16 protein-coding genes are annotated in these 16,108 nt (G+C 39.4%); 4 read left to right on the forward strand and 12 right to left on the reverse strand.

Annotation, left to right across the window (positions count from 1 at the left end; genetic code table 11):
- Nucleotides 1-68 precede the first annotated feature (68 nt).
- The 7 genes from fusA to M997_RS00160 all read right to left on the reverse strand — a co-directional run bounded on the left by fusA (nt 69) and on the right by M997_RS00160 (nt 5,134).
- Complete coding sequence (gene fusA, locus M997_RS00130) at nt 69-2,183, reverse strand: elongation factor G (protein WP_064718099.1); 2,115 nt, start codon at nt 2,181-2,183, stop codon at nt 69-71.
- Between the two features lie 78 nt (nt 2,184-2,261).
- Nucleotides 2,262-2,732 (reverse strand): 30S ribosomal protein S7, encoded by a 471-nt coding sequence (rpsG, locus tag M997_RS00135; protein ID WP_064718100.1) that lies wholly within the window; start codon nt 2,730-2,732, stop codon nt 2,262-2,264.
- 97 nt (nt 2,733-2,829) lie between these two features.
- Nucleotides 2,830-3,204, reverse strand: coding sequence for a 30S ribosomal protein S12 (gene rpsL, locus M997_RS00140; protein ID WP_004246896.1), 375 nt, complete (start codon nt 3,202-3,204; stop codon nt 2,830-2,832).
- A 127-nt stretch (nt 3,205-3,331) separates the two neighbouring features.
- Complete coding sequence (tusB, locus tag M997_RS00145) at nt 3,332-3,625, reverse strand: sulfurtransferase complex subunit TusB (RefSeq protein ID WP_064718101.1); 294 nt, start codon at nt 3,623-3,625, stop codon at nt 3,332-3,334.
- A gap of 31 nt (nt 3,626-3,656) precedes the next feature.
- Entirely contained in the window at nt 3,657-4,025 is a 369-nt protein-coding gene (tusC, locus tag M997_RS00150; RefSeq protein WP_064718102.1) for a sulfurtransferase complex subunit TusC, read from the reverse strand.
- Nucleotides 4,025-4,420 carry a sulfurtransferase complex subunit TusD gene (tusD, locus tag M997_RS00155; protein WP_064718103.1) on the reverse strand — a complete coding sequence of 132 codons (396 nt, stop codon included), beginning with the start codon at nt 4,418-4,420 and terminating at the stop codon, nt 4,025-4,027. Before tusD ends, tusC begins: the two co-directional genes overlap by 1 nt.
- 9 nt (nt 4,421-4,429) lie before the next feature.
- Nucleotides 4,430-5,134 (reverse strand): helix-turn-helix transcriptional regulator, encoded by a 705-nt coding sequence (locus M997_RS00160; RefSeq protein ID WP_064718104.1) that lies wholly within the window; start codon nt 5,132-5,134, stop codon nt 4,430-4,432.
- 646 nt (nt 5,135-5,780) lie between these two features.
- Between M997_RS00160 and M997_RS00165 the strand changes: the two genes are divergently transcribed.
- Nucleotides 5,781-6,662 carry a DMT family transporter gene (locus M997_RS00165; RefSeq protein ID WP_064718105.1) on the forward strand — a complete coding sequence of 294 codons (882 nt, stop codon included), beginning with the start codon at nt 5,781-5,783 and terminating at the stop codon, nt 6,660-6,662.
- Between the two features lie 116 nt (nt 6,663-6,778).
- On the opposite strand, the gene fkpA is transcribed toward M997_RS00165, so the two are convergent.
- On the reverse strand, nt 6,779-7,528 hold the full coding sequence (fkpA, locus tag M997_RS00170; protein ID WP_064718106.1) for an FKBP-type peptidyl-prolyl cis-trans isomerase: 750 nt from the start codon (nt 7,526-7,528) through the stop codon (nt 6,779-6,781).
- Between the two features lie 335 nt (nt 7,529-7,863).
- On the opposite strand from fkpA, the gene M997_RS00175 reads away from it, so the two are divergent.
- Nucleotides 7,864-8,082: a SlyX family protein gene (locus M997_RS00175; RefSeq protein WP_064718107.1), complete on the forward strand. Its 219-nt coding sequence runs from the start codon at nt 7,864-7,866 to the stop codon at nt 8,080-8,082.
- A gap of 84 nt (nt 8,083-8,166) precedes the next feature.
- Here the strand turns inward: M997_RS00175 and slyD are convergent, their stop codons facing one another.
- From slyD to kefG, 4 genes are all read right to left on the reverse strand, one after another.
- Nucleotides 8,167-8,799, reverse strand: a complete 633-nt coding sequence (slyD, locus tag M997_RS00180; protein ID WP_064718108.1) for a peptidylprolyl isomerase — start codon at nt 8,797-8,799, stop codon at nt 8,167-8,169.
- 88 nt (nt 8,800-8,887) lie between these two features.
- The gene (locus M997_RS00185; RefSeq protein ID WP_064718109.1) at nt 8,888-9,091 is read right to left on the reverse strand and encodes a YheV family putative zinc ribbon protein; all 204 of its coding nucleotides are present in this window, start codon (nt 9,089-9,091) and stop codon (nt 8,888-8,890) included.
- Nucleotides 9,092-9,104: 13 nt separating this feature from the next.
- The gene (gene kefB, locus M997_RS00190; protein WP_064718110.1) at nt 9,105-10,958 is read right to left on the reverse strand and encodes a glutathione-regulated potassium-efflux system protein KefB; all 1,854 of its coding nucleotides are present in this window, start codon (nt 10,956-10,958) and stop codon (nt 9,105-9,107) included.
- A complete protein-coding gene (kefG, locus tag M997_RS00195) occupies nt 10,958-11,515 on the reverse strand; it encodes a glutathione-regulated potassium-efflux system ancillary protein KefG (RefSeq protein ID WP_064718111.1) in 558 nt (185 codons plus the stop codon). Before kefG ends, kefB begins: the two co-directional genes overlap by 1 nt.
- Before the next feature lie 122 nt (nt 11,516-11,637).
- Between kefG and M997_RS00200 the strand changes: the two genes are divergently transcribed.
- Together M997_RS00200 and M997_RS00205 are read left to right on the forward strand one after the other, a co-directional pair.
- Nucleotides 11,638-13,572 carry an ABC transporter ATP-binding protein gene (locus M997_RS00200; RefSeq protein WP_064718112.1) on the forward strand — a complete coding sequence of 645 codons (1,935 nt, stop codon included), beginning with the start codon at nt 11,638-11,640 and terminating at the stop codon, nt 13,570-13,572.
- A 333-nt stretch (nt 13,573-13,905) separates the two neighbouring features.
- Nucleotides 13,906-15,591 carry a methyl-accepting chemotaxis protein gene (locus M997_RS00205; RefSeq protein ID WP_064718113.1) on the forward strand — a complete coding sequence of 562 codons (1,686 nt, stop codon included), beginning with the start codon at nt 13,906-13,908 and terminating at the stop codon, nt 15,589-15,591.
- Nucleotides 15,592-16,108 lie beyond the last annotated feature (517 nt).

The following is a 16,108-nucleotide window of genomic DNA, read 5'->3' on the forward strand; positions in this document are numbered from 1 at the left end:
CGACTATATTCCTTAATATCGCTCCCTCTAGCAGAGGGAGCGTAAACTAAATTGAACTCGAAAGGATCTTATTTCGCTTTACGAGCTTCGATAATAGCCTGAGCGACGTTGCTAGGCGCTTCGCTGTACTTCAAGAACTCCATAGAGTAAGAAGCACGACCCTGAGTTTGTGAACGCAGGTCAGTTGCATAACCGAACATTTCAGCCAGTGGTACTTGAGCACGGATGATCTTACCGGTAGGCAAATCGTCCATACCTTCAACCATACCACGACGACGGTTTAAGTCACCGATAACGTCGCCCATGTAATCTTCTGGCGTTTCAATCTCAACTTTCATGACTGGCTCAAGCAGAATTGGCTTAGCTTTCATGAAGCCGTCTTTAAATGCCATTGATGCGGCAATTTTAAACGCGATTTCTGAGGAGTCAACATCATGGTAAGAACCATAATGTAAACGAGCCTTAATATCCACAACAGGATAACCTGCTAATGGACCAGATTTCAGCTGTTCTTGAATACCTTTATCAACAGCTGGGATGAATTCTTTAGGAATTACACCACCAACGATATCGTTTTCAAACACGTAGTTTTGCTCACCACCTGCTGGTAATGGAGACAGGTCAATAACAACATGACCATACTGACCACGACCACCAGATTGTTTCGCGTGTTTACCTTCGATATCAGTTACTGTATCGCGAATTGTTTCACGATAAGCGACCTGTGGTTTACCTACGTTCGCTTCAACTTTAAATTCGCGACGCATACGGTCAACCAGAACGTCTAAGTGTAACTCACCCATACCAGCGATGATTGTTTGACCAGTTTCTTCGTCGCTTGATACGCGGAAAGATGGATCTTCCTGAGCCAGACGGTTCAGAGCGATACCCATTTTTTCTTGGTCAACTTTAGTCTTAGGTTCGATAGCAACAGAGATAACTGGCTCTGGGAATTCCATACGTTCTAAGATGATTGGTGCATCTATCGCACATAAAGTATCACCTGTAGTTACGTCTTTCAGACCGATAGCAGCAGCGATGTCGCCTGCACGAACTTCTTTAATTTCTTCACGCTTGTTAGCATGCATCTGAACAATACGGCCAAAACGTTCTTTTCTGTCTTTAACCGGGTTCAGAACTGTGTCACCAGAGTTTACAACACCTGAGTACACACGGAAGAATGTTAAGTTACCAACAAATGGGTCTGTAGCGATTTTGAATGCCAGTGCAGAGAATGGCTCTTCATCGCTTGAATGACGTTCTGCTGGGGTATCTTTACCATCTGGTAACATACCATTGATTGCAGCAACATCTGTTGGTGCTGGCAGGTATTCAATAACCGCATCCAGCATTGCCTGAACACCTTTGTTCTTAAATGCAGAACCACAGGTAACCAGAATAATTTCGTTATCCAGAACGCGTTTACGCAGAGCAGCTTTGATTTCTGCTTCTGTCAATTCTTCGCCGCCTAGATATTTGTCCATCAGTTCTTCTGATGCTTCAGCAGCAGATTCGATCAGGTTGTTGTGCCATTCGTCTGCTAAATCTTGCAGCTCTGCAGGAATCTCTTCGTATTCGAAGGTAACACCTTGATCTTCTTCACTCCAACGGATTGCTTTCATTTTGATTAAATCAACAACACCGGTGAAATGTTCTTCAGCGCCTACTGGGATCTGAAGAGGAACTGGGTTTGCAGCCAGACGCGTTTTGATTTGCTCAACAACACGCAGGAAGTTTGCACCCATACGGTCCATTTTGTTAACGAACGCGATACGTGGTACATGATATTTGTTAGCCTGGCGCCATACTGTTTCTGACTGAGGCTGAACACCACCAACTGCACAGTAAACCATAACCGCGCCATCAAGAACACGCATAGAACGTTCAACTTCGATAGTGAAGTCAACGTGACCTGGGGTGTCGATGATGTTGACACGGTGAGGCTCAAACTGTTTAGCCATACCAGACCAGAATGCAGTAGTTGCTGCGGATGTGATAGTAATACCACGCTCCTGCTCCTGCTCCATCCAGTCCATTGTTGCTGAACCTTCGTGAGTTTCACCAATTTTATGGTTTACACCGGTATAAAACAGAATACGTTCACTTGTAGTGGTTTTACCGGCATCGATGTGCGCACTGATACCGATGTTACGGTAACGTGCTATGGGGGTTTGACGAGCCATTTTTTCCTCTCTCGTGGGCGTTCAATTCAGGTAAAGGACAGCAGAGCTGTCCTGAAAAGAGTTGCAATACTCCGTGGATTACCAACGGTAGTGTGCGAACGCCTTGTTTGCATCTGCCATACGGTGAACGTCTTCACGTTTCTTAACAGCAGCGCCTTTGTTTTCAGCCGCATCAGATAATTCATTTGCCAGGCGTAAAGCCATGGATTTATCACCGCGTTTACGAGCAGCTTCAACAATCCAACGCATTGCTAATGCATTACGACGAACTGGGCGAACTTCAACTGGAACCTGGTAAGTAGAACCACCAACACGGCGGGACTTAACTTCCACAGTTGGGCGAACGTTATCTAATGCGATATCGAACGCTTCCAGTTCAGTTTTGCCAGAACGCTGAGCCAGGGTCTCAAGCGCGTTATAAACGATAGATTCTGCTGTAGATTTTTTACCATCTACCATCAGAATGTTAACAAATTTGGCCAGCAGTTCTGATCCGAACTTAGGATCTGGCAGAATTTTACGTTGACCAATTACACGACGACGTGGCATGGAAATACTCCGTTTAAATTCAGGGTTGTCCAAAACTCAATGAGTTTATTTTGACATTAATAGTGAAAAATGTTTGGCCTTACTTAACGGAGAACCATTAAGCCTTTGGCTTCTTCACACCGTACTTAGAGCGACCTTGTTTACGGTCTTTAACACCGGAACAGTCCAGCGCGCCGCGAACAGTGTGGTAACGCACACCTGGTAAGTCTTTAACACGACCACCACGGATTAGGATAACGGAGTGTTCCTGCAAGTTGTGGCCTTCACCACCGATGTAGGAAGAAACTTCGAAACCGTTAGTCAAACGAACACGGCATACTTTACGCAGTGCTGAGTTTGGTTTTTTTGGAGTGGTAGTATATACACGAGTACATACGCCACGTTTTTGCGGGCAAGCTTCCAGAGCTGGAACGTTGCTTTTAACAACTTTCGAGCTACGAGATTTGCGCACCAGCTGGTTAATAGTTGCCATTTAAAAAAAGCTCCTGGTTTTTGCTTCGTAAACACGGATTTGAACTCTGTCTTGTCAACAAGACAAAACATGAGGACGCAGAATTTTATTGCTGACGGGCTCATGTGTCAAGAATTATACAGCAATTCTACACTCCCCAGTGCATTTGTTGGGGATGTTTTACAGTTAAATCGACAAAATCACCATAATTGACTAAGGTAATGTGATGAGAAGCTTGATCTTTTAGACCTCGGGCAACAACATCGTCAATTAACGCATAAATTGGAATTTGCTGTTTAAGACAAAATTTAAGTAGCGGGTTATCTTCTAAGACAGCAAGTACCCCATCTTGTATTAACAAAACTTCATCCTGTTTTGTCAGTAAAGATAAAAATGTCTCTAAATCACTCTGATAAATAGAAACGGAATAAGTATACAACATAACTGTGCAACCTTCCTGACTAACTCCACTGTTAAAAACGCAACACTACATCATAATCATGTAATTTTTGTGTAATATCATGAAATGATAATTTTTGGGCTGCTAACACAAACGATGTTTGTGCTGACAGGCCTCGAAGTGTTATGTCTTCCTGTGATACATAGATGCTTGTAATATCATACAAGGGTAGTACTTTAAATGTCGCTGCATGATGACGCGACAAGATGCCATCAGGCTGTTGATTGTCAACTAACTGAAAGACACCATCAGATAAAAAAAACACACCAATATCTTCGGTTAATGCAGAGGTAGCAAGTAATGCATCTAACCCTTCACGGCCTGCCGCATTACCATGTGGAGCTTGAGTAAAAACAAATGCGACCGAATTTATTTTTTTCATTAAAATTGCACCACCCGAGAGCACGTTAGCATTGTTTGAGCAAGTGAACCTAATCCGCTTAACTCAAACTCTGATGCTAAATTAGCGCCATCAATTCCCTGCTCTTTTGCCTGCTGCTCATCAATAATTCCTCTGCGTAACGCTGCAGCAACACACACTTGCAATGGTATACGATGTTCTTTTGCAAATGCCAGCCACGCTTTTGGCAGATTAAATTCATCGCTAGCAGGTGAAACTAATTTATTCGCATTAGTTACGCCATCACGATAGAAAAAAACTTGGGCAATTTTATGCCCTTTTTCTATAAGTGCATTTGCAAACAAATAAGCACTTGATGCTTGTTCTGTGCCATAATGAGAGCCTGTAACAATCAAGCAATACGTCAGGGAATTCATTGTGTTACTTTATTCTCCATTCTTAAATTGACGGATATAAAGATACACAGTGTGTTTAGAAATATTCAATCTATCAGCAACTTGATTAATGGCATCTTTAATATCAAATATACCTTTTTCATAAAGACTTAAAACAACTTGTTTATTTTTCGCGTTATTTGCCACTTCTCTATCATTATTCACTTCTTCTATCGTAAATTCTAATGTTTGGGCGACCAAATCATCAACAGAAGAGGCAAAGTTAACATCAGAAGCAACTTCATGAGTCTCTTCTGGAATAAAGGTTTTAATTATATCCGAGAATGGGACATCAAGATTCATATTGATACACAACAATCCGATCACACGACGTTCGCGATTGCGAATAGCGATAGTGATAGATTTCATCAATGCACCACTTTTGGCTCTTGTAAAATAAGCCTTTGAAAAACTTGAATCTTCATCTGTGATATCATGTAACATTTGTAATGCCAAATCAGTAATAGGTGAGCCGATCTTACGACCTGTGTGTTCCCCATTAGCAATTTTAACCGCTGAACATTTCAAATCTTCCAGAGAGTGCAATACGATTTCACAATGGTTACCAATCAGCATCGCTAAGCCATCTACCGCTGCTTCATACGCTTTTAAAATCTCGTGATCAGTTTGGGCAAAAGGTCGGCTATCAAGTTTTTCGAACTCGCTGCTGTCACCATAAAATAACGGGCTAGACATTGATTATATAATCCTTAAAGGCTTTAATTATGATAATGACTTGAGGTTCTATTTTTTATAACGATTCATCACTGTGAATCAATTCAATTTAATTTTTTTTAATGTAAAAACGGAATTAGGAACAATTCCGACGTTAGATCGCAAGAACATTAACGTCAAGTTACTTAGAATAAGAGCTTTGTGATAGGTCACAGCTTTTCACTATTTTTTTTGTATTTCTTTAGCTATCACGCAATTCTTTATTGTAATTTACCTCTTTTAAGAGGAAAGCAATAAAGTTTGACACTCTGCTATAGATTTCCTACGTTCGAGAAATTATTATTTTAAAACGTTGTTAATCCTATGAATAGACTGGTAGTTCATAAATTTGAGCAAACGACATAAATAATTGCATTAATATTTGCTGCTCCTATACCTATTATTGTCCCCCTTATCTTCACCTCATTCAAAGAAAGTGGTTATTGTTAATACAATAGTTGTTGTCGCAGTTTTTTTGCTTAATTTACTCGATTAGATTAATCACTAGATTTAATCGATATTTATTAATGTTAATCATAAATGAGTATTTTTTTTAAATTTAATTCACTCATTCTAAGCCACATTAAAATATTAAATATATTTTTTCCTATGTTACAGGTATGTCACTATGCAATTACGCCAATATTGGGCTAAGTTTGGCCCAACAACATTATTCGTCTTACTTTGGAGTAGTGGCGCAATATTTTCACGTTGGGGCTTAGATAACGGAAGTTCTTTTGCCATTTTAACTTGGCGCTTTGTGATAGCTTTAGCTTTCCTCGCTGTTTTATGTTTTCAACGCCATCGTTTTTTACCGCCAAAAGGGAGTCGCCTAAAAACAGCGTGGGTCGGTTTGCTTATTATTGGTGGTTATTCTATTTGTTATCTTTTAGCCTTAGCTAATAGTATTACACCGGGAATGTTAGCAACAATTATGGGCGTTCAACCCATAATTACATTATGGATAATTGAGCGCAATTTTACGGCGACGAGATTATTCGGACTTCTTATTGCGCTTGCGGGTCTTGTTCTTGTTGTGGCTCAGAGTTTATTTAATACAGCACTTTCGTTGACAGGAATGATTTATGCGCTCGTCGCTTTATTGTGTATGAGCTTTGGTGCAATTTCACAAAAGAAACTTCAATTAGCGCCAATGGATGCATTGCCTTTGCAATATGTCGTTAGCCTTGCATTATGTTTATTATTTGTGCCTTTTCAACCTATTAAAGCCTCTTTCGATATTGGTTTTATTATTCCTGTATTATGGCTCGCTATTATTATTTCTGTTGTTGCTCAATTGCTGTTATATCGCTTACTCACCACAGGAAACCTCGTTAATGTTACCAGCCTGTTTTATTTAGTCCCTGGCGTTACTGCATTAATGGACTATATCTTTTTGGGTAATAAGATGTCTTGGTTAAGTTTAGCCGGAATGGGTGCAATTATTATTGGCTTACTTTTTGTCTTTAAAAAACCAAAAGCAATTATTGTAGAAGAAAAGATGGAGTAATTTTTCAGTTTAATACATAAAAAATGCTGGAGTCTATCCAGCATTTTTATTTTGTTAACCCGCTAATGAATCATCTTTATGACAAATGACAAAACAATTCAATAGCGTTTTAAATATTATTTATCGCTTTCAACACTTAATAATTCAACTTCAAATACTAATGTTGAATTAGCTGGAATACCGCTAGTTGCGCGTTGGCCATAACCTAATTCTGGTGGAATAACCAGTTTGATTTTACCGCCTTCTTTGATGTATTTCAGACCTTCTGTCCAACCAGGGATAACACTTTTCAGGCTAATAGTCAGCGGCTCTTTACGATCATAAGAGCTATCGAACTGTTTGCCATCGATAAGCATACCTTTATAGTTTACAGTTACGCGGTCAGCATCAGTAGGCGTTTTACCTTTACCCGCATTTTCAACTAAATACAGTAAACCTGATTTGGTTTTAACGACACCTTTTTCTGCTGCAAATTCTGTACGGAATTTATCACCCGCTGTTTTATTTTCAGTGGCTTCTTTTTCCATTTTAATGGTTGCAGCATTACGAACTTGGTCTTCAAATGCAGCTAACGTTAATTCGATTTCAGCATCAGACAATTTTGATTTGCTATTAAATGCATCTTGAACACCGGCTAACAGTTGTTTTGAATCTAAAGTAATACCGATATTTTTTTGCTCTTGCAATGCAGCTTCCATGTAGCGACCCATTGATGCACCTAAAGCATATGCATTTTGCTCATCCTGAGTCTTAAACGCGCTGTTTAATGTTGGCACTTTAGCGGCTTCTTCAGCAAATGCGCTTGGCGCACTGAATGCAAATGCTAAACTTGTTGCCAGCAACGTCGTTTTTAATAAAGCTTTCATCCCATTCTCCAGTATTTATTAGTGAATCGCTACGTTTGTGCAAACGATCATCATAGATCTTAGCAAAAACGATTAGCACCACTTCTTGCTGTCATTGCGGAGTAGATCTCATCCGCTGTTAGCAATTTTATATGAATTTAAAAAATTTGCCGACACTCTTAACAGTTAATGTTAGGATTTTTGTCAACGCAGAGTGTTATCACATTAACAAAATAGTCTTTTATCTCAAACCAGATTTATGTCTTCCTGTGTATATATCAGTAAATAAGATTAAATTTCGTGAGTTAATTGATTATTTTCGTCGTAATAAGACGTATTAAAGGAGGAAAAACACAATGGATATTAAGGAAATAGAAGAGTTACTCATTCAGTTGGAAAGTAAAATTGCTTTTCAAGATGCCACCATTGAAGAACTCAATCAAGTGGTTACACAGCAACAAATTGAGATGAGCCGATTTAAAGAGCATTTAAAAGTAGTAACGGAAAGATTAAAAGCCACTCAACCTTCAATGCTTGCTAGACCTGAGGATGAAACCCCACCTCCTCATTATTAATTTGTAATAAATCAGCGTATTAACCCCTATTAGACAACAAAAAAGGAGCGTTTAAGCGCTCCTTTTAACATATCTAAATAAAGATTAGTGCTGGCAACCACAACCGCCATTACCGTGGCCATGACCATCGTGACCATGTCCGCCGCCACCGCAGCATCCGCCTTCTTCACCGTGGTCGTGACCATGTCCACCGCCACAACATCCGCCTTCTTCACCGTGACCATGACCACCACAACATTCGTGCTCATCTTCTTCACCGTGAACATGACCATGAGCCAGTTCTTCTTCTGTTGCTTCGCGAACAGCAATGATTTCAACATGAAACTTCAGGTTTTGACCTGCTAACATGTGGTTACCATCAACGATAACGTCATCACCTTCGATACCTGTAATTTCTACAGGTACTGGGCCTTGATCTGTATCCGCTAAGAAACGCATACCAACTTCTAATTCATCAACGCCAACAAAAACATCTTTTGGTACGCGTTGAACTAAGTTTTCGTCGTATTGACCGTAAGCATCATCAGATGCAACTTCTACGTCAAATTTCTCACCGACTTCGCGACCATTTAAAGCATTTTCTAAACCGCTGATTAAAGAACCACGGCCATGCAGATAGTCTAACGGTGCACTCACCGGGGACTCATCAACCAAAACACCGTCTTCTGTTCTTACTTGATAAGCCAGACTAACTACCAAGTCGTTTGCTACTTTCATGACATCTCCTACATACCCGTGGGCAAAATTTTCCCGATTGTAACGAAAAATAAATCTTCTGTATCGGGTTATATCAAAAAACCTACAATTATTGTGGTGTAAAGATCCCAATGACCTGTTCATTTTCACGAACAAGCGAATTTACCTCACCATCTGTTTGTCTTTGCTGATGGCCACATTGAGCACATTCCACGATATCCACTTTATCTTCTCGCCACATTTTTAATGTATCTTGAGCTTGACAGTGAGGACACACTGCTCCTGCGATAAAGCGTTTACGGATTGCAGACATGGGGTCAATTCTCCTATTTATCAATAGATTTTTTTTCTCTTATTGTTTGAGGAATAGCATCGGTTAAAGATTCATCCCAAATATCAGGCTGATGATGTTCTTGTTGGATCTCTTCATGAAAAAGCTCTTCTAGCTCTCTACGAGCCTCTTTAACACGAGAAACGTTTGATACTTCTTCTGGAGATTCATCAACCAACTTTCTTAACAGCTGCATATCTAAACGACGAAAATGTTGCTGAGCGCGATAAGCTTGATGAGGATGCATTCCAAGTTCAATCAAGGTCTTACGACCTAATTCCAACGCACTAGAAAATGTTTCTCTGCTAAACTCTGTCACACCCGCTTTTAGTAACTCATGAGCTTCTACACGCCCTCTAGCCCTAGCAATAATATGTAAATTAGGGAAATGCTGCTGGCACAAATGGACAATATCCATCGTAGATTCTGGTTCATTACTAGTGATAACTATCGCTTTGGCATGTTCTGCGCCTGCGGCTCGTAATAGATTGAGATCCGTTGCATCGCCATAATAAACTTTATAACCATATTTACGCATGGTGCTTAAGATCCCCACATCATGCTCTAATACAGTAGTATTAATTTTATTCGCCATTAACAAGCGCCCCACCACTTGCCCCATACGGCCAAATCCAACCAAAATTACTTCAGGCTGATTATTTTCAACAAAAGGCTCTTCATCGGTTTGTTCCTCATTATAACGGCGAGATAACACAACGTCTGTCAGTTGCATCACAAGAGGTGTTGTCATCATAGAGAGTGTCACAACCACCAGCAATAATGCCATTTGCTGACTATCCAACACGCCCATCGCCATTGAGGTAGAAAACACAACAAAAGCGAATTCACCACCTTGGCTTAAAACAGCAGAAAATTGCAATCGTGTTGAGAAACGTAAACCAGCTAACCAGCCAATACCATAAAGGATGGCGGCTTTAACCAAAACAAGAACTAGCACGCCAAGTAAAACTTCGGGTAAGTAACGCCATAAAATACCAATATCTAACGACATACCGACAGAGATAAAAAAGAGCCCCAAAAGTAACCCTTTAAATGGTTCAATAGAAATTTCTAACTCATGACGATATTCAGAATCGGCCAATAAGACACCCGCAATAAAGGTTCCCATTGCCATAGAAAAGCCAAGTGTTTCCATAAACAAAGCGGCACCTAACACCACTAATAACGCCGCCGCGGTAAAAACTTCTCTTACGCCTGATTTAACAACTAAGCGAAACAGTGGACGCAATAAAAAACGGCCACAAATCAGTAAAACAGCAAATGACACAACTTTTAAGCCAATTTTATACCAATCACTGCTTGCTGTTTCACCCGCTAATAACGGGATAATGGCTAAAATGGGGATCACAGCCATATCTTGAAAGAGTAGAACCGAAAATCCAAGTTGTCCCCCTTCATTATGGTTCATGCCCTTTTCATTCATCAGCTGCAACGCCATTGCCGTGGATGACATTGCAATACCACAACCTCCAATCACCGCGGCTTGCCATGAAAATGAAGTAAACAGCAAAATTAGCCCAGCGAAAATAGAAACGGTAAACACAACCTGCATTGAGCCTACGCCAAAAATTGAGCGTCTTAATTGCCAAAGTTTTGCAGGGTTTAATTCAAGTCCTATCAAGAACATTAAAAAAACCACCCCTAATTCAGCGAAATGCAAAATATTATCGACGTCTTTAAATAGCCCGAACCCCCAAGGACCAATCACGATACCGGCGATTAAATAGCCCAAAACAGCACCAATTTTAATACGCTGGGCAATAGGCACCATGACCACAGCAGCACAAAGGAAAAATAGCACCGCTTTTATCATCCAATTATCGTCCATTAAGCGTGTTCTCCTTCAAGAGGGGCGATTAGCCATTGGCGATAAGCATCACTAATATGGGTTAATGTTGCTGGAGATTGTTGTCTTGCGGAATAAATAATCATAGGAGACAACCAACGCATACCACACATTTCAGCCATCAATTCTAAAGGCCTTAATAACTCAGATAACGTATAACGATTTTTTCCATTGTGCTGATAAGCATATTCAGGTTCACCCGTTGTGACGACACAGCGAAATGATTTCCCTTTTAATTGTGATCGACTAACACGATTCGAACCCGCAAAAGGGCGCGTAAGCACCCTATCTTGCCACTCTTTTAGCAATGCTGGGCAACTGTAAGTTTGTAATGGAAATTGAAACACAATCACCTGATGTTGGCATAATAGAGCCTGCTCATGATGAATATCGATAAAGAAATCAGGATAAACTGCATACAAATCATGAATAGTTAGGTTCTCTAAATCCCTCACCGCATTCAATAACGCCTTATTGGCGACTGATTGTCGCGGTTCGGGATGTACATAGATTAGTAATATATTTGATGCGTTTGACATCACTCCTCCTTACAAAGCGTGTCAGAAACAGATTTTTCCGTTACCATGCACGCATTGTGACCAACTGTTACGAACAACTTATTCTATATATTAATTTAACATACTCTTAATAGACGATATCTATGATTGTTTTTTCTTCTTTAGAAATTCGCCGTGGTGTTAGGGTGCTACTGGAAAATGCCAGTGCAACTATTAACCCAGGACAGAAAATTGGTTTAGTCGGCAAAAATGGCTGTGGTAAAACCACACTGCTTTCATTATTAAAAGGCGAGCTACAAGCTGAAGCAGGCGATGTGACATTCCCAAGCTCTTGGGCGATGGCGTGGGTAAACCAAGAAACCCCTGCGCTTGATATTCCTGCAATTGATTATGTCATTGATGGTGATAGAGAATACCGCACACTCGAACAACGTTTACAAAAAGCCAATAACGCTAACGATGGCCATGCTATTGCACTGATTCATGGGCAATTAGACGCAATTAATGCATGGACTATTCAATCTCGTGCGGCCACGCTACTCAATGGATTAGGCTTTAGTCAACAACAGCTCAATGAGCCAGTAAAATCATTTTCCGGTGGTTGGAGGATGCGTTTAAACCTTGCTCAAGCACTGATCTGTCGTTCTGATTTATTATTGCTTGATGAACCAACCAACCACTTAGATTTAGATGCCGTTATTTGGCTAGAGAAATGGTTAAAGAGTTATACGGGCACGTTAATTCTGATATCTCATGACCGCGATTTTCTTGATCCTATCGTAGATAAAATTTTACATATTGAGCAAGAAAAGATATTTGAATATTCAGGAAATTACTCTTCCTTTGAATTGCAACGAGCAACAAAATTGGCTCAGCAGCAAGCATTATTTGAAAATCAGCAAGGTAAAATTGCTCATCTACAAAGTTTTATCGACCGCTTTAAAGCCAAGGCGACAAAAGCGAAACAAGCACAAAGCCGAGTAAAAATGCTCGAACGCATGGAACGTGTTGCCCCTGCGCATTTAGATAACCCTTTCCACTTTAGTTTTCGTCAACCAGAAAGCCTGCCTAATCCGTTACTTTCAATGGAAAAAATCAGTGCGGGTTACGGCGATAAAGTCATTCTCAATGATATTAAGCTTAATTTAATCCCTGGCTCTCGGATTGGCTTACTTGGCCGCAATGGTGCAGGTAAATCGACCTTAATTAAACTGCTTGCTAACGAAATAGAGCCACTACAAGGTAAGATTGGTTTATCAAAAGGAATTAAGCTCGGTTATTTTGCTCAGCATCAATTAGAGTTTTTACGCTCAGATGAATCAGCATTACAACATTTAACGCGTTTAGCACCAAAAGAAACTGAGCAAAAATTGCGTGATTATCTCGGTGGCTTTGGTTTTCATGGTGATAAAGTCACAGATGCTTGTGGGCAATTTTCAGGGGGTGAAAAAGCACGCCTTGTTTTATCTCTACTGGTTTGGCAGCGTCCAAATTTACTGTTAATGGATGAACCGACCAACCACCTTGATTTAGATATGCGACAAGCATTAACTGAAGCGTTAATTAGCTTTGAAGGGGCTATCGTTGTGGTTTCCCATGACCGTCACTTATTACGCTCAACCACCGATGATCTTTATCTGGTTCATGATGGTCAAGTCGAGCCATTTAATGGTGATCTTGATGACTATCAGCAATGGCTGGTTGATCAAAATCGTCAAGAAACTCAAGCCAATAAGAGCCAACAAGAAAAGGATAACAGTGCTAACACCACTAATTTAAGCGCTCAAGATAAAAAAGAGCAAAAGCGCAAAGAAGCAGAGTTTAGACAACAAACTCAACCTTTACGTAAAAAACTAACCACCTTAGAAAGTAAAATGGATAAGTTAAGCCAAGAGTTAGCTAATATTGAAACTGCGCTTTCAGACAGTAGTATTTATGACGCCAACCGTAAAAATGAGCTTTCTGACTATTTAAGCCGCCAAGGTGTAGCAAAATCAGCGCTTGAAGAAGTTGAAATGGAATGGATGACATTACAAGAAACGCTTGAAGAAATGACAGCCGAATTTGAATCACAATAATAATACTTAACATATAAATAAGAGAACTGTTTTAGAAATAAGCAGCTCTCTTATTTTTTATTGCCTTATTCATTCTAAAAACTTATACAACTCATTTTACTTAGTGCATTTATTTCATTTTACTACCGCACGAATTACACAAAAGATAATATCGACCTTTGTCGCAATAACCCAATTAAAATAATAGTCTATCTTTTATTTACCTATCATTTGTATTTAGTAAGGGAAATAAACTATTTCGCTCTAAAGTTTTTAACATTCCAGCCGAATTAATCATTCTGCTAAGTGGACCTCCCACTTACAAAAGTGAAGACAAAGCTAATAGGTAGGGTTATGTTAAAACGAATTAAAATCTCTCAAGGTTTAATGTGTGTTCTGACTCTGTTTTGTATTATTCAGGTAATTTCTGGCGTGCAAAGTATTCATGATGCTTACCAGACACAAAATAAACTTAAATTAATCTCATACAGTTTTGATCAACTGCGTACTATGGATAATACCTATGCGGAATTAAATACATTACGCACAGATATCATTGCTCAAGCATTTAGTTACATATCAAATCCAAGCAAAGAAGATGCTAATGTAACTGCATTTATGCAAACCATAAATACACGCAAGGCTGACGTTGATAAATTGATGAATGAGTATGTTGATTTATCAGCCCAAACAGGCTTTGACCAACAGCGAATGGCACAAATCAAACAGCTTTATCAAAAAAGTCGCACTGATTTAGATCTTCTCGCACAATATTTAGGTGAGCGTAATGTGAATGCAATTACGTTGATCTTAAAAAGCCCAGCAAATACTAATTTTACCAACTCATTGTATGAAGCAACTGACTTTATTACCGATGACGTTGTTAATCCCTCGGTCACTGAAGCGGAAAAGAACTACTACAGCATGTTGTGGATAGCATCTACCTTTATGGGTATTTTCCTTATCTTCACGACATTAGTTCTTATTTGGATCCGTAAATACATCATTGCTCGTATTAATCAAATGATCACTTATCAGGAAACCATTGCTAAAGGTGATTTAGTCAGTCGCATGGATAGTGACGTTTCAGGTAATACTGAAATTGATCAATTAATGCTTGGCTTGCAACAAATGCGTGCTCGTTTAAAAGAGATGGTGACTTCTATTAGAAATAGCAGTAGCCATATTTATACTGGCGTACAAGAAATTGCAGCAGGTAATAATGACTTATCAAGCAGAACCGAAGAACAAGCTAGCGCATTAGAAGAAACCGCATCAAGTATGGAACAGATGACGGCGACTATTCGTAACAATACAGAAAGCGCTCGTGAAGTGACAGAACTCGTTATTAGCACTGCCGATATTGCCGTTCAAGGTGGCGAGCACAGTAACAAAATGGTGATGACAATGACTGACATCGCTGATCGCTCACAAAAAATTGGCGAAATCACAGCTGTTATTGATGATATTGCTTTTCAAACCAATATTCTGGCATTGAATGCGGCCGTTGAAGCAGCAAGAGCTGGCGAGCAAGGCCGTGGGTTCTCTGTTGTTGCAAGTGAGGTACGCAATCTTGCGCAGCGCAGCGCGGAAGCCGCAAAAGAGATCAAAGAATTAATCGAGTCCACGATTTTACGTGTCAGACAAGGAAATGACCTTGTTGAACAAGTCAGTATTTCAATGGGTGAGATTGTAACATCGGTTAACCATGTTTCGGGTTCAATGAAAGAAATTTTATCTGCTTCAGAAGAACAAACTCGTGGTATTGCTCAAATTAGCCTTGCCGTTAATGAAATGGATAAAGCCACACAGCAAAATGCAGCAATGGTTGAACAATCAACAGCTGCATCAGCCACATTAAGTGAGCAGGCGGGTATGTTAGATATGATTGTGAATACATTTAAAGTAGAGCAAGAAACATCCACATCATTACCAACTTTCTCAGCAAAAAAATATGAACCAGAAGTAGTAAAAACACCCAAAACGCCAACCATCAAGCCAAATAACAATGAAGCTGATGATAATTGGGAAAGCTTCTGATTTAGTGTTGTAACTTAATAAGCATCATGGTGTTCATTAGTTATATATATTACGCATAAAAAACCTCTACCTACACGATCCCCAATCATTAGATTGGGGATATTTTTCTTAACGTTAAAAGATATAAAAATTAAGATTTCTCAATTTTATGAAATAGAAAAAATGATTTGTACTAAAGTCAGTAAATTAAGTTTGATAACAGCTAAATTTCATTTTACTTATCAAAAAATAAAGAAACGCCCAATAATAAAACCACACAGTAATAACAAGCCTTCCTAAGAAAAACATTATTAAATCTTAATAATTAACAATTAACACCACTAATGAGTAGGATAATTTACTTATAGACAATTGTAGGTGCCATTAGAAAATTTTAGTTATTAGCTGTTAATTAAAGCTAAAAAAAGAAAAACAAGTCATCTTTAGTCGCAAATAGTATAGAAACATTAAAGTTTTCAGATATTAAGCCGAATAAGTTTAATTGATGTATGTTTGTCGTTCCTTGCTGTTTATCCTA

The organism is Proteus hauseri ATCC 700826 (assembly GCF_001654965.1).
GTDB classification, from domain to species: Bacteria; Pseudomonadota; Gammaproteobacteria; order Enterobacterales; family Enterobacteriaceae; genus Proteus; species Proteus hauseri.